Below are 23899 nucleotides of genomic sequence, written 5' to 3'. Positions count from 1 at the left end.
GGAATTATATACTAAGACCGGCCCCGAGACCGCGCTCCCCGGCGCCGGCGCCGGCGTACTTCTGGAACAGGTGCGCGAGCTGTTCCGGTGGAATGCCTCCGCCCCGGTCGGAAACCGAGATCGCGACGTAAACGCCATCGCGCTCCGCGGTGACCCGGATGGGCGAGGACTCGGGCGCCTGCCTGGCCGCGTTGGAGAAGAGGTTGTTCAGAACCTGCACAATGCGCCGCCGGTCCACGAGCACGCGAGGTAGGTCCGGTGGAAGGTCGGCGAGGACCGTGTGCCGGCCGCCGCCGCTCAGCAACGTGTTCCTCGCCCGGTCCACCAGCACCACCGCCTCCGACGGTTCCGGCGCGACCGACAGCGTGCCCGTCGCGATGCGCCCCGCATCCAGCAGGTCGCCGATGGGGCCGCTCATGTGATCGGCCTGCGTGTCGATGATGCGGAGGAACTGCAGCATTTCGGCCGGAGCGAAGCCCGGCGAGGCGGCGAGCACCGTGCTCGCCGAGCCCTTGATGGAGGTGAGCGGCGTGCGCAGCTCGTGACTCACGATCGCCAGGAACTCGGTCCGCATCCGCTCGAGCTCCTCGAATGCCGCCAGATCCTGCATCGTGACCACGACCGACTCGACCCCGCCCTCCGGCGCATGGATCGGCGTGGCGTTGACCAGCGTCTTCACCATCCGGCCGTCGGGGACCGAGAGCACGATCTCCTCGGTGCGCAGCGTCTCGGCGGTGCTCAGCTGCGGCCCCAGCGGGAAGTCCGCGAGGGCGACCTCACGCCCGTCGGCCCGCTGGCACGTGATCACCTCAAGCAGCTGCTCCGGGGAGCGCTCCGGCATCCGCAGGCCCTCGACAATCCGCGCCGCCTCCCGGTTCACCGACAGGGCATCGCCGCTCCCGGCGTCGAAGACCACCACGCCGACCGGCGAGGTCTCGACCAGCGCCTCCATGTTCGCCCGCGCGGGCGTTGCCGATCGCCGCGGCCGCCTGCGACGCAAACAGCACGAGCATCTCTTCGTCCTCGCTCGTGAACTCGCGCCCCCCTTCCTTCTCGGTCAGAAAGAGGCTCCCCAAGTGCACGCCCCGATGACGGATCGGCGTGCCCTGAAGCGTCTTGCCCGGAAGCACGGGCGCGCTCAAGCCGAGCGACCGGACGTAGCCGGGCAGATCCGCGACTCTCAACGGGCGCGGAAGGTCCCGAAGGTGCTCGAACAGCCGCTGCCCGTCGGCCCAGTTCGCCAGTTGCCGGTGCTCGTCAAGCGGATGCCGGAGCTGAGGAACCGCTGCGCCCTGCCCAGCTCATCGACCATCGTGATCACGCCGCGGCGGGCGCCCGTCAACGCGCGGGCGCCGTCGACGACCTCCCGCGGCACGGTGTCGAGATCGAGGCTCGCGCTGATCCGCAGGAGGGCCCCGCAAAGCCTGGCGATGCGCGGCCGCAGCACCTCGACCCGCCGCCGCAGCGCGTCAGTATCGGTCGTCATCGGTCACCCCTTCCGCAGGCGGTGTCGCGTATGGCGCGCATGAGTTGGGTACGGTGCTTCGCGGGAGCGTATACGCATGGCGCCACCCTCCGATCCGTTCCACCGCGCTGATGAATGACCGACGACGCGAAGAACGTCCTCGTCGACGATCGAGGGCCTGGCGGCGTCCACGACGTACGAGGTGCAGGTGCGCGCGACGAACGCGGAGGGCACCGGCGGCTGGTCGGACTCGGGGGAGGGCGCGACCGGGGGTGGCGGCGGTGGGGGCGGCGGCGGTACGCCGCCGCCTAACGCGGTGCCGGAGTTCACGAGCGATTCGGCGCCGGAGACGGAGGAGAACGTGGCCGCGGTAGTAACGGTGTCGGCGACAGACGCCAACCGCGAAGACGCGGTGACGGGCTACGCCATCGTGGGCGGGGCGCTGTTCGAGATCGGCGCGCGGTCGGGGGCGCTGGCCTTCGAGTTCCGGGTGCGGGCAGTGAACGCTGTGGGCGCCGGCGCGGCATCCGACCCGGTCGGTGCAGCGCCGCGAACGACGGCGAGCGAGCCGCGGAACTTGCGGGCGCGGGCGGCCGGGCGCGGGCGGATCGATCTGGCCTGGGACGAACCGGCCGGTGACGGCGCCGCCGCGGTGACGGGCTATCTGGTCGAGGTGTCCGCGAACGACGGCTCGATCTGGAGCGATCTGGAAGCCGACACGAACTCGACGGCCACGACCCACGCGCACGAAGGCCTCGCGCCGGACAGCCAATGGCGCTACCGCGTGTCGGCGATCAACTCCGCGGGTACGGGTGCGGCGTCGGAGGTGGCGAGCGCCACGACGGACGGTCCCCGCGGGCGCGCCGGCCGGATCAGTGAGGTGGTGCTGCCCTACGCGACGGCGGCGATGACATCGAGCGCGATCGGTGCGATCGGGGACCGGATCGGAGCGGCGGTCTCCGGCGACGGACGGCGCGGGCGGGTTAACCTGGGCGGCTTCTCCCCCCTGGCCGGCAACCTGGCATCCCTGGCCGGCGATGTCTCGTCGATCTGGGCGGTGACTTCACGCCCCTCGCCGATGGGCTGACGACCACGCTGCGCCGCGGCCCGGCGTCCGGGCTTCGAGGCCCGCCGAGCCCGGGCGACGACGCTTTCGGGGGCGGCCTGCCGACGGGGCGGGCGGGTCCGGCCGGCGTGCCGGATGCGGAGCGCGGCGCGGGCCCGGCGGGTCGTGTCGACTTCGGGGTGCGGAGGCGGCTCCCCGGCCTCGGGGGCATGGACCTCCGGCGGTCGCTGGGCGGGGCGTCTTTCGTCCTGCCGCTGGGCCGGGGCGGCGGCGGAGAGGGTGGCCAACAGACGGGCGCGTCGCCCACGGCGGCGGTTTGGGGGGGAGCCGATTTCCGCAACCTGACGGGCCCCGGCGACGACGCGGTCGAGTGGAGCGGCGACATCCTCAGCGTCCATGGCGGGGCGGATCTGCGGCTCGGCCGCGGTCTTCTGGCCGGGGTGGCGCTGGGAGCGGCCACCCGGGCCGTACGTCGCCTTCCCCGTGCCGGGACCGCCGGGAGCGATGTGTCTCCCATCCGGGGAGCGAACCGCCGCCGACGCCGGCAAACGCTCCCCCCGGCTCCATGCGGCAACCAGTAATTCTCGATGAGATCGGGTCCGAACAGGGTGAAGGCCACCCTCCCCGGGCACCCGGGGAAATCGAGCTGGGTGCGGAGATGCCGGAACCGTTCGCACCGGCGGCCGCGGCATGGAGGGGCGAACTTCCTGTCAGGTCCTCAAGAAAAGGGATCCGGAAGCCCCGGAGCCGCAAGAAGTCAACCGGTAAGGGGGTGAAGACCGCAGCCTGAAGCGCTGACCTCGGCGAGGCCGGGGGTCGGGTGACCACCGTACTTTTACACCTGCCCCGCCCTACTCCAATATCTAATCGTCTTTCCCTTTCGTGTCTCGCACTGCGTTGGCGGAGATGTGCGACGATGATCGGCCGGCTCATCGCCCTATCTCCAACACGTTCAGCATCTCCGGAGTGGGCCGGGCCACCGACGACGGCGACGCGAGATGGGTCGAGGCTCCTTCCAACCCGTACAGTTCAGCCCAATCGAAAATCGCATTGTGACCCGTGCCCTCCCCCCCCCACATACCAAGCACCACTGCCCGAACCGCGCGCGGTGCGTTCTCGGTGTAGTCCGCGAGGTCAAAGCTCAGTAGCTCTTCCCCCCCCCACATCAACGACGACATCCGTTCCGTTCAGCCACAGCCGGGTCTCAGCCAACTCGCCGAGGTCCGGGACCAGCGACGATTCTCCATACAGGTCTTCGTTCGTCCTCCACCCATCCTCCTGCGCCGAGTACCATGCGAAAAAATAGTCTACATCGGTGTCCGTGCCGTCGATATTGAGGGTCATGTCCCCGGCGGCGAACGTTATCACCTGCACGGATCCCAGCGTGTAGAATACCAGTTCAAACCCGCCCTTGGACCCGTAACCCGCCTTGGCGACCATCTCCGCGCCGCCCCGCAGCACGTGGTCGAGGTCCCGGAACGCCCACCCGCGGCCGACTGTCGAGGTGTCCACCACGTGCAGGCGGCCGACGCTGTCGATTTCGAGGATCGCGCGTAGCGCGACCCAGTCGTCCAGGCTGTCGTCGTAGCTGAAGTCGTCTCGGAACGCCCGGGAGCCCCGCCCCCGCTGCTCCGCCACCTCGACCTCAACCTCCTGCATTGCCGTGAGCCCCGCCGGGTCGGATGCCTCAACCGTTATCGTGACCGTCCCTACAGCCACACCGGTCGCCGCCAGCACGGATCCCGAAACGGCTACCGTGACGAGCGACATGTCCGACGACGATGCCGAGTACGTCAGCTCCTGACCATCCGGGTCCTCGAAGTGCTGCGACAAGTCCCACCGCTCCACCTCACCCGGCCCGACTCGCGCCTTCGGAATCTCGGCCCGCACCACGGGCGGGCGATTCGGGCCGACGACCGCGGGTCGTCGCAAGCGGCCAGCAGGACCGCCGCCGCCGCGATGGACGGCAGGGCGCGAGATGGTCGAAAGGCTACCGACCCATGCGCGGGCCTGGATTGGAAACAGTTCATGAGTTGAGATTCCTGCTCTACGGGTGCTTCAAGAATTCTGGGTCGGCTCGTGAGGGCGTGGGGGAACCGACCCGAAGTGAACGAGCGGCATACCCCCGCGTTGCGGAGAATGTTCCGGGTTCCCGGATCCAACGAAGACCCGCTCGCCGGGAACTGGCGCGGCAAGGGGGCGTCAACACGCTTCAGCTTTCGTTGCCGGGGTATCGCGTGACGGGCCCAAGACGGGCTAGCAGTACAGCCGGTTACGCGACCGGAGCCGGAATGGACGCCAGCGGTCGGCAGCTTCGTGGAAGGGAGGTCACCAATGGGACGGCCGGGGAGGCTCAGCACCGGGGCGGCTGTCGAAGACGTGGAGCCGGCGGATCCCGGATCCGCGGCGGGACGACGAATCTCGGGCTCGGGGTCTTCCCCGCGGTCACGCTGGCCGAGGCGTGGGAGCAAGCGCTCGCCAACCTCCGAGGGAGCGCGGCGGGAGGAAATCGACCATCGGGGCGGCCACCCGGACGATTCCGGGCGAGCGGATGAAGACGGGCAGGTGGCATCGGGTGCCGCTGGCGCCGCGGGCGCTGGAAGCGCTGGCCCCCGGCCGGCGCACTTGCGCCCCGCTCGCCGCTGGTCTTCCCGGTCGGGGCGGGTCGGCCGCTCGGCGGAAAGACGTTGTCCGTCCTCGCCCGCCCGCTCGGTTGCGTTCCCCGCGGCTTGCGCACGTCGTTCCGGAACTGGTGCGGGGAGACCGGGGTCCCGCGTGAGGCCGCGGAGCGGGTGTCGTGGCGCATTTGGTGAAGAACCCGGCGGAGCGTGCCCATTCGCGCACGGACCCGCTGGAGCGGAGCCGCGAGGTCATGGAGGACAGGGCGGCGTACCTAGCCGGAGAGAGCCGAGCCCGGCAACCCGGACCGATCCGCTGATCCGTCGTGTCGCCGGTGCCCGAACGGGCTTCCCCGTCCGGCCGCGCGGAGCGAACATCGAGGGTCTTCGCGAGGTGGTTGGCTCGGGCTTCCCGGCAGATCCCCCAGCGAACCGCCGCCGAGACCGGCACCCGGGGATCACGAAACGACGTGGCGGATCGTTCCGTTTCGGTGCGGATCGCCCCACGAGGAATGTGGGACATATCGTAGGACGGCGCGGGCACCGTGATCCGCAAACGATGCTACATCAAAAACTTACGGCGTTGTGAAAACGGAGGGGGTGGGATTCGAACCCACGTGGGCTTGCGCCCGCCGGTTTTCAAGACCGGTGCATTCAGCCGCTCTGCCACCCCTCCGGGGACGGCGCCATTGTCCCCGCATCAAGGCTCCGCGCGGAACCGGGCCGCTGCTTGCGGGGCAAGGTACTGCCCTCGGAGCGGTGAATCCATGAATCCATCATGAAGACCGGCGCACTCAGCCGCTGTGATCTCTCAGGGTTGGGATTCGAGGGCGATTCGGTAGCGGACCACGCGCTGGATATCGAGTTCGTCCCGGCTGACGGCCCACACCTCGTCGCCGTTGAAGACGGGTGGAGGATACACGGAGAAGTCTTCGGGCGGGTTGACGGCTCCCAGATAGGTACCGTCGGCTTCGAATACGTCGAACCGGAGGGGAGCTTCCCACCGGACCGCCGAAGAGAAGGGGTTACCCGGCTCGTGGTCGGGGTTCTCGACCTCCCGTCCCTCGGTCGAGACCCGTACCCACAGTCGCCCGCCCAGACCCACATACAGTCCGGTGATGGGGGGGTTCGTTTCCGGAATCGGTGGCCCGTCCCACTGCCATCCGGGAATGGACATGCCGATCATGCGCTCGGCTTCCTCCCGCTCCTGATCCGCCTGGCGCGGGGACACCCGGACAGGCACGTAGACGCGTTCGATGCGCAGGACCCCGTCCGGGAGGCGCGATTCGATCGAGTAGTCCGAAGAGATGCCGCTGACGAATCCGCCGTCGCGGTGCATGACCGAGATCACGCGCGGCGAGAAAGGCACACTTCGGATGACGGTAGCGCCGCCGCCCTCCGCCCTTACGACCGCTTGCCGGAATCCTGCGTGGGGCTGCCGCAGAGTGTCGCGCACCACTCCGTCGGGGTCGAAGACGATGTAGATGTTGTCCCTGGCTCCGAAGGGCTGGGAGAGATCGGGAGCAACGACGTATGTCCTGCCCTCCCGGTCGGTCCAGAGGGGCTCGCTTGACCCGTAATTCCCCGAGTTGTAGCCCCATTCTTCAGGAGGCGCGTCGCCGGGGCCAAACACCTGGACGCGGTTGTTTCCGTGGTCGCGCACGAGGATCCGCCCGTCCGCGAAGACGGCCATCGCCGCGGCGTTTGCGAGTTCGCCCGGCCCTTCTCCACGTCGTCCCCACGACCGGACCTATTGTGCGTCGACGTTGAAAGACCGGATGTACTGGCCCTGTCTGTCCAGCACATGAACGTTGCGGTCGTCGTCTACCGCGATCGACGCAACGCTCCCGAAGAGATATTCGTCGGGGCCGTCCATCTCGCCGATCGAGAGTTCGGGGGTAAGCGTGGCGTCGCTGCCCCACACGCTCCCGGAGACCGTGTGGACGACGATGGTGTCGCCGATCGTGTCGGTCACGACTTCCGGGCCGCGGGCCACCTCGGTTCCCGGCCCGCACGCCGCTGCTGAAATCGAGAGGGCCGCAACCCGGAGCTTCCGCATGGCACCGCCTTTGTTTCGTTGAGCACGCCCCCAGGAACCTTGCAAAGGTGGGCAGTACGCCGAAACCCTACCCGATTGGGCGGCGTACGGTCTCGATATTGATCCTTGTTCCTCGGGAAGGGAGATAAACGATGACGAGCATCGGTCGCGGTGTCGCGCGGGCCGGAGCAGGACTGCTGGCGAGCCTGGGGACGATGGCCGTGCTGGTCGGCACTCTGGCAGGCCAGGAGTCGAGACTCGTCGGGACGTGGGACGTCACGGGCAGGCTGGAGGACATGCCGCCCGAGATCGCCATGACCTGGACGTTCGAATCGCAGGACGACGGCACTGTCACGGGCACGTGGACCGGCGGGGCGGAAGGAGAAAGCTACAGCCAGTCGGCGAACGAAATCTGGGTCGACGGCGACGCCTTCGGGTTCACGGTCAGCATCGTGGATCGGGGGCAGACCGGCGTGTTCACGTTCGAGGGCACGCTGTCGCTGTCGGAAGACGAAGTCTCCGGCACCTTTCACGTGCACGCTGAAGGGATGCCGGAGACACTCGTGGGCACCTTCACGGGCAACAAAGGGGAAGGAACCGACCCGGCACAGAGCCCCCGGGGGACGGGGGCTCTCGGGAAGCGGGCGACCGGTCTCGAACCGGCGACCTTCAGCTTGGGAAGCTGACGCTCTACCAACTGAGCTACGCCCGCAGGCGATGGGGCGGGAGGGACTCGAACCCCCGACTTCTGCGATGTGAACGCAGCGCTCTAGCCAACTGAGCTACCGCCCCGGGAGCCAGCAGCCCGTGGCCAGCGATGTTACCCTGCGGCCCTGTCCCGTGTCAAAAGCCGCCGCGGGGTCAGTTTCGCCAGGGGGTGAGGATCTTGAGGAAGGCGTCCGAGTTGTCCTGCACGAACTCCTTGAAGCTCTTCTCGGTGTTGGCGCGCGTGGAGATGTAGCACTGCTCGCAGGTGTTCTGCTTCGTGAACTTCTCCAGCATGTCCTCCTGCCGGTCGAAGTAGGCCATCACCATCGCGCACGGCGTGAGGCGGCCGTCCGGATTGATGACGAGGAAGCGGCGCCCCGCCTGGCAGCCGGGGATCCCGCCCTCGGTCAGGAAGCGGTGGAATTTCCACAGGACGCGCGGCGTCGTGTAGATCGGATAGCCCGCGTTGCGAAGGTCGATCACCTCCTGGATGCTCTCGGCGAGGCCGTCGAGCCCGTCCCCCTCGATGAGGCCGGTCCGATCCTGCACGCGCAGGTGTGTGTAGACGGAGAAATTGATCGGCACGCCCCACTCCTTCGCGACGCGCACCATGTCCCCGATGTCCCGGTAGTTCCAGGCGGTGATGCAGACGTTGAGCAGGAGGTCGTCCTTCTCGTCGCTCTGGCGCGCGATCTCGGGCACGACCTTCGCCATGCGGTCGAAGAGGCCGGGGATGCGGCGGAACTCGTCGTGCCGCTCGTCCGGAAAATCGAGCGACGTGGACAGCTGATGCATCCCGCTGTCCTTGAGCCGGAAGAAGCGCTCGGGGGTGAGGTTGGACGAGTTCGTGACCACGATCATCCAGGGCAGACCGCCCTTGTTCGTCATCGCGTCGACGATGTCGTACACGTCCCCGCGCGCCAGCGGTTCGCCGCCGGAGGCGTGCGAGACCACGGGCCGCAGTTCCCGGCAGATCGCGGCATACTCCTCCGCGCCCAGCCGCTCCTCCTTGACCGGGCCTCCCCAGTTGCAGTGCCAGCAGTTCGCCGTGCACGCGTGGGTGATCTCGAACGAGACGGACAGCGGCTTGTTCTGGATCCTGTTGCGGATCCCGCGCGCCAGCATGCGAGCAGCCATGGCCCCGGAGATGTTCGGCATCCGTCTACTTTCCGTGTTGCGAAGACCCGCTCACGTCTCTGTCCCCTTTCGGGCCGCTCGGCGCCGGGCCTCGAGACGCCTGTAGCCCTCCGGAATCGCCTTGACGAGGTACAGCCCGAAGACGACGGCTACGCTCGCGATCAGAATCCAGTTCGGGATCGGGACCGTCGCCCCGAGGAGGGCCAGAAGGTAATAGCGTGGAAAACGCGCGACCACCAGCGCGGTCGTCCACTTCCACATGGGATACCGGATCGAGAAGACGAGGAACTTGAAGGGGAAGAAGGGGATCGGCGTGAACCCGGTGACGACGATGGTGGCGAACGGCCAGCGCATGAAGTACCTGATCGCCTTCCGGTAGAATCTCTTCTCCTTGTACGACTGGATGCTCCGGAGATTGAGGACGGGGACGAAGACCGCGTGGTCCATGATCGCGGCTACGATCGTCCCGGCGGTGGCCCACGAGGCGGCCAGCCACAGATTCGCGACCTTCCCGAAATAGATCAGGACCGGTTCGTGCGGGAAGACGGAGATCGCGGTGTTGGCCGGGATGGAATAGAAGGCCAGGTACACGTAGCTGTCGGATCGGAAATCCCGCAGCATGAGGATCGATGTGACGATGCCGATCGCGATCATGAGGCCACCGGCGATCCAGACCGCCGGACCGAGTGCGGTTTGGCCGTCGGCCTCCGGCGCCCCGCCTCTGCCGATCCGATCCTGCCCCAATAAGCTCTCCGTCGTAGCTTGTGTCTCGCGGTGTGGCCGGGCCCCGCGCAAGGTATCGTTGCGGTGGCATCGGCGCGCCGGGGGCGGCCGCGAGGAGTTCGCGGGCCGATGTCGTCGCCGGCCCGTTCCATGACGAGGAGGCTCCCATCGACGAGAAGCGGATGGACTGTCCGGAGTGCGGCGGGCCCGTCGGGCTTTCGGACCAAACGTGCCAGAAGTGCGGCGAACCGCTGTCGTTCGCCCCGGACGAAGTGGGGGTGCACTGCGCGGTCTGCGGGACGGAGATCGGCGCCTACGCCGAGGCGTGCCCGAGCTGCGGCGAGACGGGCTATCCCGCGCTGCGCCCGCGTCGCGGCCGCAAGTGGAAGGGGTCCCTGCCGGAGGGCCTGACCCGGACGTGAGCGCAGGCGGTACCCGGCTCGACCGGACGGTCATCGTCCTTCACGAACCGCAGGACGTGGTCAACATCGCGCTCGTCGTCCGCGCCATGAAGAACATGGGCCTCTCGCGGCTGCGGCTCATCGACCCGGCCGAGTTCGACGCCTGGCGCATCACCGGGATCGCGCACGATACGCACGATGTCGTGGACCGTATCCGCGTCTTCGACGACCTCCCGTCCGCTCTGGCCGATGTCGGCTATGCGCTGGGTGCGACGGCCCGGCGCCGCGCCACCCGCCAGGACTGGTGGAACCCCGAGCAGGCCGCGACGAGGCTTACCGCCCGGGAGACGTCCCTGGCCGTCGTCTTCGGCCGCGAAGACCGCGGGCTGTCCAACGAGGCCCTCGACCTGTGCCACGGCCTGGTGTGCATCCCCACCAACCCCGAACACACTTCGATGAACCTCGCCCATGCAGCCGTGATCATCATGTACGAGCTGCGGAAGGCGGCCCTGGGCCCTGAGGATTGGACGGAGCGCGACCTGTCGCTCAAGACGCGTAAGCAGACGCCCCCCGCCACGCACGCCGAACTCGAGGCGTTCTTCGAAACGTGGCAGCGTGCAATGGAGGAGATCGGCCTCTTCCACGGGATCGACCCGGTTCCGAAGATGCGGAGCTTCCGGAACATGTTTCAGCGTGCGGGCCTGGACCGGCGGGAACTGGGGCTGATCCTCGCGACGGCCTACGAGGTGTTGAACTTCGCGGAGCGCGAGACGAAACGAGCCCTCGACCGCGCCGAGGCGGGCCGCTAGATCCGGCGGCGCAGGATCGAGACCAGCTCCTCGTTCGATTTCGTCTTCCGCATGAGGCCGAGGACCTCCTGCATCGCCTCCACGGGCGGGTAGGCGCTCAGCTCGCGGCGCATGGCTTGCGACACCAGCAGTTCGTCATCTTCCATGAGGCGCTCTTCGCGGCGCGTCGCGCTCGCGTTGAGGTCGATGGCGGGGAAGATCCGCCGGTCCGAGAGGTCCCGGTCGAGCAAGAGTTCGCTGTTCCCCGTCCCCTTGAACTCCTCGAAGATCACCTGGTCCATCCGCGATCCGGTGTCCACGAGCGCCGTCGCAACGATGGTCAGAGAACCGCCGCCCTTGCTTTCCGGCACACAGCGCGCGCTGCCGAAGAAGCGCTTCGGCTTCTCGAGCGAGTTCGCGTCGATGCCGCCCGTGAGGGTCCGGCCGCTCCCCTCTTCGACGGTGTTGTAGGCCCGGGCCAGCCGCGTGATCGAGTCGAGGATGAGGACCACATCCTTCCCCATCTCCGTCTGCCGGCGCGCGCGCTCGAGCGTGATCTCCGCGACCTGAACGTGACGTTCGGCCCGATGGTCGAAGCTCGAGGCCGTCACCTCGCCCAGACCCGTCGCCTCCATCTCCGTGACTTCCTCGGGCCGCTCGTCCACGAGCAGGATGAGGATGCTGCAGTCCGGACGGTTCTTCGAGATTCCTTCGGCGATGGCCTGCAGGACCATCGTCTTTCCCGCCTTCGAGGGCGCCACGATGAGGGAGCGCTGACCCGTCCCCATGGGACAGATGAGGTCGATGATGCGGTTCGTGTAGTCGGGCTGGCCACGGCGTTCGAGTCCGCATTCGAGACGCAGCCGGCGATCAGGGTGCTGCGCGCCCAGGCGGTCGAACCGCCTTCGGTTTCCCAGTTCCCCCGGGGGCTGGCCGTTGACGGTGTGGAGGTGTCGGAGCGGGGGGCTCTTGCCGGGGCGTGGCGGTCGGCCGGCCTGCCCGCAGATCTCGTCACCGGTCCGGAGGTCGTACCGGGCGACGATCTTCGGGCTTACGTAGATGTCCTCGTCGCTCGGCGTATATCCCGCGTGCTGGCGACGCACGAAACCGGTTCCGTTGCCAAGCCTCTCGAGCAGCCCCAGATACGCATCCCTGGGACCTTCGGGCACCTCGGCCGCAGGTGGTTCTCGCTGCGATGGAGGCGGCCGGCCGCCCTGGCTTCGCCGTCCCCGCGAGCGTCTGCGACGGTTGCGGTTCCGGCCACCGCGGCCACCTCCCGACCCTTTGCCGGGACCCTTTCCGCGCGGCGGCCCGCCCTGCGGCCGCCCACGGCCGGAAGCCTTTCGCTTGCCGGAACCGCCGCCCCCCTCGGGAGCGTTTCGTCCGCCGTCGGCTGTGTCGTTCGTCAATTCACCGCTCTGCGTAGCCGTGTCTCCCCGCGAACCCGGACGGGATTCTCGAGCCTCGAAGCTCCCCGGGCCGGAATGAACTCTCTGGGACGGGGGATGTAGATCAGAAGATCGATCGCGAGGCAGACCGGAATCACGAGGAAGTCTCCCGGGGTTCCTCGCCATCGCGAACGCTGTAGCGACATTCGACCGGGATCGACCCGGGGTCGAAGCCCGGGGCGTCGTTGCGCAACATGAGACACGTTAGTATGGGGTGCGCTCCTCGCGTGCGCCAGATTTCGTGTGTTTCCCGGCATGGCCAGAGGTCCGGGATCTTGTATATTCCCGCCTCCCCGGGTGTCGCGATCCCGCGTGGCCGGGGCTCGCATGTGCGAATTGGATTCACCTGTCAAGACTTTGGAGTGGATAGATTCATGACACGATCAACCATCATGACTGTCGCCGCATTCTTGCTCTTCGCCTGCGGGGGCGGAGGCGGTTCGGACACGCCCTCGCCGGCCCCCGCGCCCGCTGCGGCGCCCGCCGGGCAGCAGATCGCGGCGCCCTCCGCCGGTGCGGCCGCCGTGGACTGGATCGCGGTCGACGAGGGGTCGCGGACCGTCACGATCGACCTCGTCGCCGGGTCGACGGACTCGAACAACCGCTGGAACTTCAACGGCTACGCGAACGGCGAAGCCACGGTCGTCGTGCCGGAGGGCTATACGGTCACGGTGACCTTCGAGAACAGGGACCCCGTCAACTACCACAGCGTCGGAGTCCTTGAACGCGCAGCCAGCTATCCGGCGATCTTCGACGACGCCGTGCCCGTGTTCGAGGGCGCCATCACGGCCAACGCCACCTCCATGACGGAGGCAACCGCACCGGGGGGCGGCACCGAGACGATCAGCTTCACCGCTTCCACCGCGGGTGATTACGCGCTCGTGTGCCCGATTCCGGCGCACGCGGTGACGGGTATGTGGATAGGATTCGAGGTCTCGGCGTCCGGCGATTCCGGATTGCGCACCTGACCGGCCGTTTGCCGAAATGATGCGGCGGGGTCTCCTCTGGGCTTCCACGAATCCGTGGCTCTCCATCAGTCTCCCGCAACGCCGTTTCGTGCGGCGCGCCGTGCGCAAGTTCATGCCGGGAGAAAGCCTTGAGGAGGCCCTTGCCGAGGCGGATCGCCTCGGCAAGCTCGGCGTGCCCACCCTCGTCACGACGCTCGGCGAGAACGTCGAGACGGCGGAGGAGACGCGCGCGAGCGTCGATGAATACGTCCGGGCCATGGAGTTGGCGGAGGAGATGGGGCTGGATGCCGAGGTGTCGATCAAGCCGACGCACCTCGGACTCGACGCGGACCCGGGGGTCGCGCTCGAGAATGTCCGCGAACTCGCGGCGGCGGCCGAAGGGCGAGGCACCCTGTGGATCGACATGGAGGGGTCGCCCTACGTCGAGGCCACGCTGTCCCTCTTCCGGTCCGCGCGACGCGAGCACGAGAACGTGGGACTGTGCCTGCAGTCGTATCTGCGTCGTACGGCGCAGGATCTCGAGTCTCTGATCGAACTGGGACCGCGAATCCGCCTCGTGAAGGGAGCCTACGCCGAACCGCCGGAGATCGCCTTTCCGGACAAGCGTGACGTGGACGCGAGCCTTCTGGCGCTCGCCCGGCGCCTCATGGACCACCTGGCGGACGGGGGAGATGGCTTTCTGGGACTCGGCACGCACGACCCGGCCATGATCGAACCGCTCACGCGGTACGCGGGTTCGGCGGGCCTCGACGGCCGCCGGTTCGAGATCGAGATGCTGTACGGGATCGGCCGGAGGGAGCAGCGGAGGCTCGTGCGGAACGGCACCCCGCTTCGGGTGCTGATCAGCTACGGGGACGCCTGGTTCCCGTGGTACATGCGCAGGCTGGCCGAGCGGCCCGCCAACGTGTGGTTCGTTGCCCGAAGCATGTTCCGGTAACCCGGCCAGGAGTCTGCCATGAGTCGCACAGGAGAAGCGGACGAGCTGTTCGCCCCGGGGATTCTCGCCGGACGCTCCGCTTTCATCACGGGCGGTGGGAGCGGCATCGGTTACGGGATCGCCGAGTGCCTCGCGGCGGCCGGGGCGTCGATCTGCGTCTTCAGCCGCAACGAGGCACGGGTGTCGCGCGCGATGGAGCGACTGGCCGAGACCTACGGCGTGCGGACGCTGCCGACGGTCGGCGACGTGCGCGAGCCGGAAGCCCTCCGACGGGCCGCCGGGGAGACGCGGGAGCGATTCGGCTCGATCGACATCCTCGTCAACAACGCGGCGGGCAACTTCTACGCGCCGACGGCCGACCTGTCGCCGAACGGCTGGCGCGCCGTGGTGGAGATCGACCTGTACGGGACCTTCTACGCCTGCCAGGCGGTGTATCCGGTGATGGCGGAGCAGGGGTTCGGACGGATCGTGTCCATCTCGATGACGATCCACTACCGGGGCTGGCCGCTGATGGCCCACGCGACGGCGGCCAAGGCGGGGGTGGACGCGCTGACCCGCACGCTGGCGATCGAGTGGGCGCGGGACGGGATCAACGTGAACGCGGTCGCCCCCGGACCGATCCCCACCGAAGGCGTGCGAAAGGCCTTCCAGGCACCGCCCAGCGATGACGTCGACATGTTCGGGACGAGGACCGGGGGCGGATTCGCCGACCGGTTCATCCCGGCCGGGCGCCTCGGCCAACCGCACGACATCGGGCGGATGGTGGCCTACCTCTGTTCCCCCGGCGGTGACTGGATCACGGGTGCGATCTTCGTCGTGGACGGCGGCGAAACGCTCGTCAGCCCGCGCACGATCCCCGGCGTGGCCGATCGATGAGCCGTCGCGCGTTCGTAAGGGTCCCGGGGACTGGCCCGTCAGCAAAGGTGGACAGCCGTTCGGATGACAGATCCGACGATTCGCGACACTTGAGGGCTCCTGGGCAGTGCCTATGAAGATTGATTGCTTCCGGTGTCGCGAAGAGGGAACCACGCGGGCTGGCACCACCGACGTGGCGCCGCATGGATGGGGCAGCTACCACCATCGAGGCGTGCCGTTCTACCTCTGCCCAAGATGCGAAACGGAATTCGGGCGGGAGGCGCCCTATCCCGGGAACGAGGCTTGGAACGTGGAGTGCGAACGCTGCGGAAGCGCCTTCCCGGACCGAGTCAACGAGCCCGCGACCTTTCGGCAATGGGGTCGCGCGTTCCCTGACGACTCAGGTTCCGGTGTTTGCCTCAACTGCGACGCGCGTCACCCCCGCATCGAGCGTCTTCGTATTCGCGGCTTCCACACCAAGTCGGTCGATGATCTTCTTCGGGTGATCGCGGACCGCATCGGAGAATCCGGCCACGGGTTCGTCTTTCCGTACATCCAGATGCACGAGTTCGAAGGGCTGCTCTTCTCGAATGTGGAAGCGTTCGAGAGCCTGCTCGCACAGGCACCGGTCGATGCCCTTCGGGGTGACCACGTACTCCGGACCCTATCCTCTCCCACTTGCGGCGGCCGCTGCGGTCAGTGACGTGGTCGGCACTTCGGCCACCAGGGTTCCCGCGCGTCCTCCGAGGACCGCCGAGAAGCGGTCTCCGGGCGCGGCGCGGCCGGATAGCCCGACCTTCAGGTAGTCGCCCGTGACGCCGAGGACACGATCGTCCCGGCCCTCCACGACGATATCCGCCATCTCCCCGACCCGGGTCGCCTCGTATTCGCGGCCCTTGCGAAAAGCCAGTTCGCGGAGGGCACGCGAACGGGCGGCCGCCACATCGCCCCGGACGCGACCCGGAAGCGTCGCCGCCGCGGTCCCGTCCCGGACCGAGTACGGGAAGACGTGGAGATAGGTGAAGGGCAACTCCTCGACGAGGGCGCGGGTCTCCACGAACTCCTCCTCGCCCTCACCGGGGAAGCCGACGATGATGTCCGCCCCGAGGCCCATGGCGCCCACGCGCTCGGAGATGGCAAGCACGCGCGAGCGATACGCTTCCCGCGTATGCCACCGCCGCATCAGCCGGAGGACCCGGTCGGACCCGCTCTGGAGCGGCACGTGCAGGTGCGGCGCGAGGCGTCCGCCGGACTCGGCGAGCAGGTCGACGAGCCGGTCATCGATCTCGGTCGCTTCGATGGACGAGAGACGGAAGCGGGCCGGGATCCGCTCGAGGAGTCGTTCGCACAGTTCGGCGAGCGTGACATCCGGCTCCAGGTCGCGCCCGTAGTGGCCGATGTGGATGCCGGTGATCACGAGTTCGGGGTGCGAGCGCGCCAGGATCGCCGCTTCGGCCACGATCTCGTCGGGCGGCCGCGAGACGGAGGCGCCACGCGCGATCCGGGTCGCGCAGAACGAACACTTGCGATCGCACCCGTCCTGGATCTTGAGCCACGCGCGGGTGCCGCGGGCGTTGCGTGCCAGGGGGGCATCGATCGCGGCCGGCCCCCTCTGCAGGCCGGGAAATACCTGCGCCACGGCGACCGGATCGTGCCCGGGGACAACCCCATCGACTTCATCCAGGACGCGGTAGTCGGCCTCCCGGAAAGCGGTCGAGCAGCCGGCGACGATGATCCGGAGGTCCGGGTGGCGGCGGCGCAGGCGGCGCACGAGGTGACGCGCGTTCGCGTCGGCCTGGTTCGTGACGGTGCACGTGTTGATGACGGCCACGTCCGCGGCGTCGGCGTCGGGCGCCGTCTCCGCCCCGCGCAGCTCGAGTTCCTGGCGGATGCGCTCGGTGTCGTACTGGTTCGCCTTGCACCCGAAGGTGTGAAACCAGACGGCGGGTCTGTCGCTCACGGAGGCGTTCGCACGTTCTCAGATGGACCGGTTGAGAGAGCCCTGTTGCGGCGCGGGCACGTTTCGCCCGGCGGCGCGTATCAAAGATCGTCGCCTCGCGGGCGACGCGCCACGCGACGCGCTTCGCCGGGCGGCCTCCGCCACCTGGTCCATCACGCGGCGCGTCGGGTGGACTCGGCCCGATGGTGCTATACTTTTCGAAGCGTTTATGCGGCTTGAGCGGGGGACGCCCCCCCGAAGAGCGGCTTTGGAGGTTCAAGGATGCGGTACATGAGAAAAGCCTGGTTCCCGGTCATCGCCCTCGCGGCGATCGCGTGGTCTCTCTCCGGCTGCGGAGACAGCGACCCGATGGTACCGGAGCCGACGTTCGACAATCCGTCCACGGTCCGGGTGATCAACCGTCTGGCCGGCCCGGTGCTCTTCGTCCACGCGAAGCCGTGCGGGACGCAGGACTGGGGCGAGGATCTGTTCAGGACCAACCACCCCATCGAGGGGACGATCCAGCCGGGCAACTCGAGGGACTTCACCGTGGAAGCGGGCTGTTACGACCTTAGGGCCAGACACCTCGAGACCACCGAGGCAGGCCCGCAGATCGAAAAGTTCGCCTTCAATCAGGCCGCCTCTCCGGTTACGCCCATCATATGGACGCTGGAGGAGGATTCCCGGGACCCGACCTGATCGGTCGCTCCTATCGTCCCTCCGGTTCAAGGCGTCCGCGTGCGCGCACCGCGCACGTTGACGCCCCCCGCCGCACTCGGGAAGTTGCCCCGACCTGAGCCATCATCAGCACGATCCATCACCATCCATACGTGCCGGAGGCAAGCATGAAGCAGCAGCTCGTCCAGATCGCGGAGGCCATGGGGGCCAGGGGCAAGGGAATCCTGGCGGCGGACGAGAGTTCGGGGACGATCAGGAAGCGGTTCGACGGGATCGGCGTCTCGTCGACCGAGGACAGCCGCCGCGACTACCGTGAACTGCTCTTCCGGACGAGCGAGGCGCTTCGGGACTGCATCTCCGGCGTCATCCTGTTCGACGAGACCCTCAGGCAGTCGGCCGCGGACGGCACGCCGCTGGTGCAGCTCATCTCGGACGCCGGCTCGATCCCCGGCATCAAGATCGACAGGGGCGCGAAGGATCTGGCGGGCGCGCCGGGGGAGAAGATCACCGAGGGGCTGGACGGACTGCGCGAGCGGCTGGCCGAGTACTACGAACTCGGCGCCCGCTTCACGAAGTGGCGCGCCGTCATCGACATCGGACGGGACGGAGACCGCGCGATCCCGAGCGCCTACTGCATCGGAGCGAACGCGCATGCGCTCGCCCGCATGGCGGCCCTCAGCCAGGAGCAGGGACTCGTCCCCATCGTCGAGCCGGAAGTGCTCATGGACGGCGACCATGACATCGATCGCTGCTTCGAGGTCACCGAGGCCACGCTCAAGCAGGTCTACATGGCGCTCTTCCACCAGCGCGTGCTCCTGGAGGGTTCGGTCCTCAAGCCCAACATGGTCCTGTCGGGCAAGCTGTGCGCGGAGCAGGCCGGGGTCGACGAGGTAGCCGAGAAGACCGTGCGCTGCCTGAAGCGGGCCGTCCCCTCGTCCGTGCCCAGCATCGTTTTTCTCTCGGGCGGCCAGTCGGACATCGAGGCCACGGCACACCTCAACGCGATGAACGCGGCGTCCGATACGCCGTGGAATCTGAGCTTCTCGTACGGCCGGGCGCTCCAGACGGCGCCGCTCAAGGCCTGGGGTGGCCGGGCGGAGAACGGCCCGGCGGCACAGGCCGCGTTCGCGCATCGCGCGCGCATGAACGGGCTGGCGACGGAGGGCCGCTGGTCGATGGAGCTGGAGCCGGCCGCTCCCTAGCAGCCCGCAGCAGCCCGCGCGGCCGCTAGGACCAGAGGGTTCGCACCGCCTCGCTGAAGCGGGCTTCGATCTCGGCCTCGCGCGCGAACGAACCGCGCTCGACCAGGCGCTCACCCGCCACGTACACGGCTTCGATGTCGCGATCGTCGCCGGCGACGAGCCACGCGTCCATGACCGTCTCCAACCCGTGCCCCAGCGTGTGGGGCGCGTCCTGACCCAGCACGACGAGATCCGCCCGGTACCCCGGCTCGATGCGCCCCAGCCGCGCGCCCTCGGGGCGGGATCCGGCGACCGCCTCGCCGCCGCCTCCCGCCAGCCAGGACCAGATCGCCGCCCCCGCCCCCTCTTCCGTCGCCACGCGGGCGCGTCGCCGATCCCTGAGACGCTGGCTGTACTCGAGTTGGCGCGCCTCTTCGATCGCGGAGATGCGCACGTTCGCGTCTGTCCCGATGGCGGTCGCGCCCCCTCCGAGAAAGTGCTCGCGGGCGGCGAAGATTCCGTCGCCCAGGTGGGCTTCCGTGAGCGGGCAAAGGACGATGCCCGCCCCTGCGCGGCGAAGCCGGTCGCGCTCCGCGGCCGTCGCGTGCGTCGCATGCACGAGGCTCCAGCGCGGACCCAACTCGATCGTGTCGGCGAGAAGGTCGATCGGCGTGCGGCCCCGCGTGGCGAGACACTCCTCGACTTCCCGCTCCTGTTCGCTGATGTGGATGTGGAGGGGCGATTCCGCGCCGAGCAGCGCATCGGCGCCCGACACGAGTTCCTGGAGGTCGGCCGGCGGCACCGCGCGGAGCGAGTGCGGCGCAATTCCGGCCGCCGCGGCGCCAAGCCCCTCGACCGTGGCCAGGAAGTCGCCGACGGATGCGTGCGCGAACCGCCGCTGCTCCGGTAGCACGTCCTCTCCGCCGAAGCCCGCAGTGCGGTAGTAGACGGGGAGAAGACTCAGCGGGAGCCCGACATCCGCCGCCGCGGCGAGCACCGCTTCGGTCGTCTCGCGCCCGCGGCCGCCGTCCGGACCGTGGTGGAGATAGTGGAACTCCGCGACGTGGGTGAACCCCGCCCGGAGCATGCGGGCGTACCCGTGGCGCGCCACGGCGAACAACTGCTCCGGCGTAATGGACCCGGCGAGCCGGTACATCGCCTCCCGCCAGCTCCAGAACGAGTCCCCGCCCCGCGCTTCCTCCCCGAAGCCGGCCAGCGCGCGCTGGAAGATGTGCGAGTGCGCGTTGGGCATGCCGGGGATCGCCAGGAAACCGTCGTACGGGGCGCCCCCGGCGCGGACCGCCCGGATCGTGCCATCGCCGGCGATTTCGATCGACCGGTCGCGCTCGAGCCCTTCGGACCCCAGGATCGCACGAAAGGTAAGCGTGGTAGTCACGGCTCCGACAATACGCGGCGAGCCTGCGGAGTGGGTAGCCCGACTCCCCCGCCGTGCCGGAAACCGGGTGCCCCGGCGTTGTTCTAGGGGACATGGGGTCGTGCCTGGGAAGATGGGACTTCCGATGGGGAGCCTTCGAACATGAGCGAACGGATCGCGGCAGATCGTCTTTGCGGCCTCGTGCTGATCGGACTGGCCCTCGCGCTGGCCTTCCTCCCATCGGGGATCTCCGGCCAGGGTATAACGACGGCCGGCGCGGCCGGACTCGTCCTCGACCCGGACGGGCGTCCGGTCGCGGGAGCCCGCGTCGAGTTTCGTCACGTTGAAACGGGCGCGACCCACACCACCGTCAGCGACGAGGCGGGCCGTTTCAGCCTGAGCAACCTTCGGCCCGGCGGCCCCTGGACGCTCGAGGTCACGCGCATCGGCCTCAGCCCCGTGACGCGCGAAGACCTGACGCTCAGCGCCGGACAGCGGCTCCGTCTCGAAATCCGGCTCTCCGAAACGGCGGTCCCCCTCCCTGAAATCGCCGTCCGCGTCGAGACGGACCCCGAGTTCGACCCCACCCGGATGGGCACGACGACGGTCGTCAACCGCGAGATCATAGAGGCCATGCCCACGATCTCGAGGGACGTCACGGGATTCGCCCGGCTCTCGCCGCTGGTGGCGGTGGACGACATGGGCACCTCGGTCGCGGGGGCGAACATCCGTTTCAACAACATCCAGGTGGACGGCGCCCTCAGCCAGGACGTGTTCGGCCTCTCGCCGACCGGCGTGGCCGGAGGACAGGCGAGGGGGCGGGTGATCCCGCTCGCGGCGATCGAGGAACTCCAGGTGCTCGCGGCCCCGTACGACGTCCGTCACTCGGGGTTCACGGGGGGCGTTCTCAACGCCGTGACGCGGACCGGCTCCAACGACTTCCATGCATCCGCGTTCGGGTTCTTCCGCAACGACGCGCTCATCGGCGACGCGGTGATCGGTGGCCGCCCGCGGGCGCCGGGAGAACTGGAGAACGTGTTCGCGGGCTTCGACGCCGGCGGTCCCATCGTGCGCGACCGGCTGCACTTCTTCGTCGCGGCCGAACTGGAGCGGCGAGAGCACCCGCCCGATGGGTTCACCGTGGGCGTGGACGACCTCGTGCGGACGAAGCTGGAGCCCGATACGGTGGCGCGCGTGGCGCATCTCCTCACCGGCTATGGCGCGGACGCGGGCGAGGCCGGCCTGTACACGCTCGAGAACAACCTCGCGAATGTGTTCGCACGCATCGATGCCCGTCCCGACGAGGACAACTCGCTCATGCTGCGGTACAACCTCGCCCACGCGGGAGACGATCCCGCCACCAACCGGTTGGCCGGCGATGCGTACGAGATGTCGTCGAACGGGACGTCGATCGAGTCGCGCAACCAGTCGATCGGGGCGCAGTGGCTCTCCACGCTGAGCCCCCGGCTGTCGAACGACCTGATGGTGAACCTGCAGTTCCTTCGCGATCGGGAGACGGTCAACTCGCTCTATCCCCGGATCGAGGTCGCTCTTCAGGGCGGGATCCCGGGGGCGGGGTTCCGGAGGGAGTTGCGCGCGGGCTCAGACTATGCGGGCCCCGGCGAACTCGATCAGAACATCCTCCAGATCTCGAACGCGCTCACGCTGTCCCTCGGAGACCACCATCTGACTTTTGGAGCCGGGTTCGACCGCTTCTCCATCCGGCGCGACTACCTGCCGGGCGGGCTCGGCAGCTATTACTTCCGCTCCGCGGACGATCTCGAGGCGAACGTACCGCTGGAATACGTGGTCCACGTGCCGCTCACGGAGGACGCGGGCACGACGCGATTCTCCGTGAACCAGCTCTCCGCCTTCGTTCAAGAGGAGACGCGGCTCGGGGAGCGGCTGAACGTCCGGCTGGGTCTGCGCATGGACATGCCCCTGATGCCCGATGCCCCGGCACACAACCCGGCGGTGCAGCGTTCGTTCGAGTTGAACACGAGCCAGCTGCCGAGCGGCGTCGTCCAGTTTTCGCCGCGGGCCGGATTCAACCTCGGCCTCGGCGCGGACCGCGATACGCAGATCCGGGGGGGCCTGGGGCTGTTCACGGGCCGGCCGCCCTTCGCGTGGCTCGCCAACGCCTATCAGAACACGGGACTTTCTTCCGTCTTCGTCACCTGCCGGCGGCGAAACCTCGGGGTGCCCGACCCGGAGATCGTGCCGGCCTTCGATCCGCTAGCGCCCCCTCCGACCGCCTGCGCGGACGGGTCGACGGGCAAGTTCGGGATCCCCGGCGTGACGGCGTTCGATCCCGGCTTCCGATTCCCGCGGGACTTCAAGACGTCCCTCGCGATCGACCATCGCCTGCCGAAGGGCTTCGTCCTCTCGCTGGAGGGGATCTACACGCGCGCGGTGAACCAGATCTCGTTCGAGGACGCGAACATCGGATTTCCCTTCCTCGAAAGCGGGAGAAGGGAGGCGGCCGGATTCACGTACGGCTTCGGGTACAGTCGCCGCGAGGTGTTCGGGATCCCCGGCGCCGGCAGCGAGTACATCGACCCGCCGCCGGGCCGCCCCCCGGTCGAGCGGGAGCCGATCTTCATCCCACACCGGCGGGACGAGGGGTTCGGACAGGTCATCAGGATCGGCGACCGGGCGCGGAACTTCTCCTACGCGCTGAGCGCGCGACTTCGGAAACGGTTCGGCGACCGGCTCTCCGTGGATGTCGGCTACGCCTTCAACCGCTCCGCCGACGTGCGCAGCCTCGCCTCCCTCGATGCGATCCAGAACTTCGGATTCACCGCCGTCGAAAGGGACCCGAACAACCCGACCCGGCAGGCGTCTCTCTTCGACCGGCCGCATCGGATCGTGGCGAGCGCGACGGCCGCCCTGCCCCAGGCCCTGGGCGGCGGCAGGCTGTCTCTGCTCTACGTCGGACAGTCGGGGAGACCCTATTCATACGTGTACGCCGACGACATCAACGCCGACACGTACCCCGGCTTCGGACGCGCCCTCGACCTCGCGAACGACCTGATTTTCGTGACCGAGGGTCTAACCGACTTCCCCGGCGGGCGGACCCCGGTCAGCGGCTTCCTGTTCGAGCAGCTTGTCTCCCGGGAACCCTGTCTCGAGGAGAGCCGATCGCGGATCATGCACCGGAACTCCTGCCGGACACCGTGGTCGAACGAACTGGATCTGCGGTTCAGCCAGCCCCTTCGCCTGGGCGGCGCGGAAGTGACGCTGACGCTCGACGTGCTCAACGTCCTGAATCTGATCAACCGCGAGTGGGGGCACGTCCAGACGGTGAACCCCGTCGTGCAGCTGCTGAGCGTCAAGGACCGCGTTCACGACAGCGACCCCTCCTTCGGGGGCGTCCTCCCTGTGGACCCCAACCCGCTGCGGGCGCGCTACGCGGGCCCCCTCGAGAGGGGAGACGAGGGCGGCATTCGCGCCGCGGTTCCCTACGTGCCGCAGATCGGGGCGTCGCAGTGGCAGGCCCAGTTCGGCGTCGGCATCCGCTTCCGCTAGCGGCGGCCAGTGGCGGCGCCGCGCCGCGGCCTGCAACAGTGAGGGC

21 protein-coding genes, 3 tRNA genes and 1 pseudogene are annotated in these 23899 nt (G+C 68.6%); 10 read left to right on the top strand and 15 right to left on the bottom strand.

The window, feature by feature from the left end:
* Positions 1-4 precede the first annotated feature (4 nt).
* The 3 genes and pseudogenes from ACOQPP_RS16580 to ACOQPP_RS16570 all read right to left on the bottom strand — a co-directional run bounded on the left by ACOQPP_RS16580 (position 5) and on the right by ACOQPP_RS16570 (position 1486).
* Positions 5-952 (bottom strand): ATP-binding protein, encoded by a 948-nt coding sequence (locus tag ACOQPP_RS16580; RefSeq protein ID WP_420636977.1) that lies wholly within the window; start codon positions 950-952, stop codon positions 5-7.
* A gap of 82 nt (positions 953-1034) precedes the next feature.
* Positions 1035-1142, bottom strand: a pseudogene (locus ACOQPP_RS16575) (hypothetical protein); the annotation flags it as partial.
* 38 nt (positions 1143-1180) lie between these two features.
* Positions 1181-1486 carry a hypothetical protein gene (locus tag ACOQPP_RS16570; protein ID WP_420636976.1) on the bottom strand — a complete coding sequence of 102 codons (306 nt, stop codon included), beginning with the start codon at positions 1484-1486 and terminating at the stop codon, positions 1181-1183.
* Positions 1487-1673: 187 nt separating this feature from the next.
* Between ACOQPP_RS16570 and ACOQPP_RS16565 the strand changes: the two genes are divergently transcribed.
* Positions 1674-2552 carry a fibronectin type III domain-containing protein gene (locus ACOQPP_RS16565; protein WP_420636975.1) on the top strand — a complete coding sequence of 293 codons (879 nt, stop codon included), beginning with the start codon at positions 1674-1676 and terminating at the stop codon, positions 2550-2552.
* 107 nt (positions 2553-2659) lie between these two features.
* Positions 2660-3112: a hypothetical protein gene (locus tag ACOQPP_RS16560; protein ID WP_420636974.1), complete on the top strand. Its 453-nt coding sequence runs from the start codon at positions 2660-2662 to the stop codon at positions 3110-3112.
* 553 nt (positions 3113-3665) lie between these two features.
* Here ACOQPP_RS16560 and ACOQPP_RS16555 read toward each other — a convergent pair.
* The 8 genes from ACOQPP_RS16555 to ACOQPP_RS16520 all read right to left on the bottom strand — a co-directional run bounded on the left by ACOQPP_RS16555 (position 3666) and on the right by ACOQPP_RS16520 (position 9776).
* Entirely contained in the window at positions 3666-4364 is a 699-nt protein-coding gene (locus tag ACOQPP_RS16555; protein ID WP_420636973.1) for a hypothetical protein, read from the bottom strand.
* A 1377-nt stretch (positions 4365-5741) separates the two neighbouring features.
* Positions 5742-5825, bottom strand: a tRNA-Ser gene (locus tag ACOQPP_RS16550).
* Positions 5826-5960: 135 nt separating this feature from the next.
* The gene (locus ACOQPP_RS16545; RefSeq protein WP_420636972.1) at positions 5961-6842 is read right to left on the bottom strand and encodes a hypothetical protein; all 882 of its coding nucleotides are present in this window, start codon (positions 6840-6842) and stop codon (positions 5961-5963) included.
* Positions 6843-6899: 57 nt separating this feature from the next.
* The gene (locus ACOQPP_RS16540) at positions 6900-7208 is read right to left on the bottom strand and encodes a hypothetical protein (protein WP_420636971.1); all 309 of its coding nucleotides are present in this window, start codon (positions 7206-7208) and stop codon (positions 6900-6902) included.
* Positions 7209-7826: 618 nt separating this feature from the next.
* A tRNA-Gly gene (locus ACOQPP_RS16535) sits at positions 7827-7899 on the bottom strand.
* 6 nt (positions 7900-7905) lie between these two features.
* Positions 7906-7979, bottom strand: a tRNA-Val gene (locus ACOQPP_RS16530).
* Between the two features lie 69 nt (positions 7980-8048).
* Complete coding sequence (locus ACOQPP_RS16525; protein WP_419167600.1) at positions 8049-9053, bottom strand: radical SAM protein; 1005 nt, start codon at positions 9051-9053, stop codon at positions 8049-8051.
* Between the two features lie 30 nt (positions 9054-9083).
* A complete protein-coding gene (locus tag ACOQPP_RS16520; protein ID WP_420636970.1) occupies positions 9084-9776 on the bottom strand; it encodes a hypothetical protein in 693 nt (230 codons plus the stop codon).
* Between the two features lie 161 nt (positions 9777-9937).
* Here ACOQPP_RS16520 and ACOQPP_RS16515 point away from each other — a divergent pair, with 161 nt between their 5' ends.
* Both ACOQPP_RS16515 and ACOQPP_RS16510 read left to right on the top strand, forming a co-directional pair.
* On the top strand, positions 9938-10177 hold the full coding sequence (locus tag ACOQPP_RS16515) for a double zinc ribbon domain-containing protein (RefSeq protein WP_419167602.1): 240 nt from the start codon (positions 9938-9940) through the stop codon (positions 10175-10177).
* Positions 10174-10965, top strand: coding sequence for an RNA methyltransferase (locus ACOQPP_RS16510; RefSeq protein ID WP_420636969.1), 792 nt, complete (start codon positions 10174-10176; stop codon positions 10963-10965). Before ACOQPP_RS16515 ends, ACOQPP_RS16510 begins: the two co-directional genes overlap by 4 nt.
* Here the strand turns inward: ACOQPP_RS16510 and rho are convergent.
* Positions 10962-12113: a transcription termination factor Rho gene (rho, locus tag ACOQPP_RS16505; protein ID WP_420636968.1), complete on the bottom strand. Its 1152-nt coding sequence runs from the start codon at positions 12111-12113 to the stop codon at positions 10962-10964. The two genes, ACOQPP_RS16510 and rho, sit on opposite strands and share 4 nt — an antisense overlap.
* A gap of 653 nt (positions 12114-12766) precedes the next feature.
* Here rho and ACOQPP_RS16500 point away from each other — a divergent pair.
* Genes ACOQPP_RS16500 through ACOQPP_RS16490 form a run of 3 tightly spaced genes read left to right on the top strand, consistent with a single transcriptional unit; the run spans position 12767 to position 15173 of the window.
* Positions 12767-13360, top strand: a complete 594-nt coding sequence (locus ACOQPP_RS16500; protein WP_420636967.1) for a sulfocyanin-like copper-binding protein — start codon at positions 12767-12769, stop codon at positions 13358-13360.
* 19 nt (positions 13361-13379) lie between these two features.
* Positions 13380-14297 carry a proline dehydrogenase family protein gene (locus ACOQPP_RS16495; protein ID WP_419167606.1) on the top strand — a complete coding sequence of 306 codons (918 nt, stop codon included), beginning with the start codon at positions 13380-13382 and terminating at the stop codon, positions 14295-14297.
* An 18-nt stretch (positions 14298-14315) separates the two neighbouring features.
* Positions 14316-15173: an SDR family oxidoreductase gene (locus ACOQPP_RS16490; RefSeq protein WP_419167607.1), complete on the top strand. Its 858-nt coding sequence runs from the start codon at positions 14316-14318 to the stop codon at positions 15171-15173.
* A gap of 379 nt (positions 15174-15552) precedes the next feature.
* On the opposite strand, the gene ACOQPP_RS16485 is transcribed toward ACOQPP_RS16490, so the two are convergent.
* Complete coding sequence (locus ACOQPP_RS16485) at positions 15553-15804, bottom strand: hypothetical protein (RefSeq protein WP_419167608.1); 252 nt, start codon at positions 15802-15804, stop codon at positions 15553-15555.
* 12 nt (positions 15805-15816) lie between these two features.
* Positions 15817-17112, bottom strand: a complete 1296-nt coding sequence (locus ACOQPP_RS16480) for a MiaB/RimO family radical SAM methylthiotransferase (protein ID WP_420636966.1) — start codon at positions 17110-17112, stop codon at positions 15817-15819.
* Between the two features lie 270 nt (positions 17113-17382).
* Here ACOQPP_RS16480 and ACOQPP_RS16475 point away from each other — a divergent pair, with 270 nt between their 5' ends.
* Together ACOQPP_RS16475 and ACOQPP_RS16470 are read left to right on the top strand one after the other, a co-directional pair.
* The gene (locus ACOQPP_RS16475; RefSeq protein WP_420636965.1) at positions 17383-17790 is read left to right on the top strand and encodes a hypothetical protein; all 408 of its coding nucleotides are present in this window, start codon (positions 17383-17385) and stop codon (positions 17788-17790) included.
* Positions 17791-17936: 146 nt separating this feature from the next.
* Positions 17937-18971, top strand: a complete 1035-nt coding sequence (locus ACOQPP_RS16470; protein ID WP_420636964.1) for a class I fructose-bisphosphate aldolase — start codon at positions 17937-17939, stop codon at positions 18969-18971.
* Positions 18972-18996: 25 nt separating this feature from the next.
* Here the strand turns inward: ACOQPP_RS16470 and hutF are convergent, their stop codons facing one another.
* Complete coding sequence (gene hutF / locus ACOQPP_RS16465; protein ID WP_420636963.1) at positions 18997-20346, bottom strand: formimidoylglutamate deiminase; 1350 nt, start codon at positions 20344-20346, stop codon at positions 18997-18999.
* A 141-nt stretch (positions 20347-20487) separates the two neighbouring features.
* Between hutF and ACOQPP_RS16460 the strand changes: the two genes are divergently transcribed.
* Positions 20488-23853, top strand: coding sequence for a TonB-dependent receptor (locus ACOQPP_RS16460; protein ID WP_419167613.1), 3366 nt, complete (start codon positions 20488-20490; stop codon positions 23851-23853).
* Positions 23854-23899: the final 46 nt, after the last annotated feature.

The sequence above is a fragment of the Candidatus Palauibacter sp. genome, from assembly GCF_965222475.1.
In the GTDB taxonomy this organism is placed as follows: Bacteria; Gemmatimonadota; Gemmatimonadetes; order Palauibacterales; family Palauibacteraceae; genus Palauibacter.
Note: the sequence above shows the minus strand (reverse complement) of the source record. Positions and strands in the feature narration are given on the sequence as shown.

What these genes read in the sequence shown, in the direction of transcription:
- ACOQPP_RS16470 (WP_420636964.1), top strand. Translation starts at nt 17,937, where the DNA reads ATGAAGCAGCAGCTCGTCCAGATCGCGGAGGCCATGGGGGCCAGGGGC.
- ACOQPP_RS16525 (WP_419167600.1), bottom strand. Translation starts at nt 9,053, where the DNA reads ATGCCGAACATCTCCGGGGCCATGGCTGCTCGCATGCTGGCGCGCGGG.
- ACOQPP_RS16500 (WP_420636967.1), top strand. Translation starts at nt 12,767, where the DNA reads ATGACACGATCAACCATCATGACTGTCGCCGCATTCTTGCTCTTCGCC.
- ACOQPP_RS16460 (WP_419167613.1), top strand. Translation starts at nt 20,488, where the DNA reads ATGAGCGAACGGATCGCGGCAGATCGTCTTTGCGGCCTCGTGCTGATC.
- ACOQPP_RS16570 (WP_420636976.1), bottom strand. Translation starts at nt 1,486, where the DNA reads ATGACGACCGATACTGACGCGCTGCGGCGGCGGGTCGAGGTGCTGCGG.
- ACOQPP_RS16580 (WP_420636977.1), bottom strand. Translation starts at nt 952, where the DNA reads ATGGAGGCGCTGGTCGAGACCTCGCCGGTCGGCGTGGTGGTCTTCGAC.
- ACOQPP_RS16475 (WP_420636965.1), top strand. Translation starts at nt 17,383, where the DNA reads ATGAGAAAAGCCTGGTTCCCGGTCATCGCCCTCGCGGCGATCGCGTGG.
- ACOQPP_RS16495 (WP_419167606.1), top strand. Translation starts at nt 13,380, where the DNA reads ATGCGGCGGGGTCTCCTCTGGGCTTCCACGAATCCGTGGCTCTCCATC.
- ACOQPP_RS16545 (WP_420636972.1), bottom strand. Translation starts at nt 6,842, where the DNA reads ATGGCCGTCTTCGCGGACGGGCGGATCCTCGTGCGCGACCACGGAAAC.
- ACOQPP_RS16515 (WP_419167602.1), top strand. Translation starts at nt 9,938, where the DNA reads ATGGACTGTCCGGAGTGCGGCGGGCCCGTCGGGCTTTCGGACCAAACG.
- ACOQPP_RS16540 (WP_420636971.1), bottom strand. Translation starts at nt 7,208, where the DNA reads ATGCGGAAGCTCCGGGTTGCGGCCCTCTCGATTTCAGCAGCGGCGTGC.
- ACOQPP_RS16490 (WP_419167607.1), top strand. Translation starts at nt 14,316, where the DNA reads ATGAGTCGCACAGGAGAAGCGGACGAGCTGTTCGCCCCGGGGATTCTC.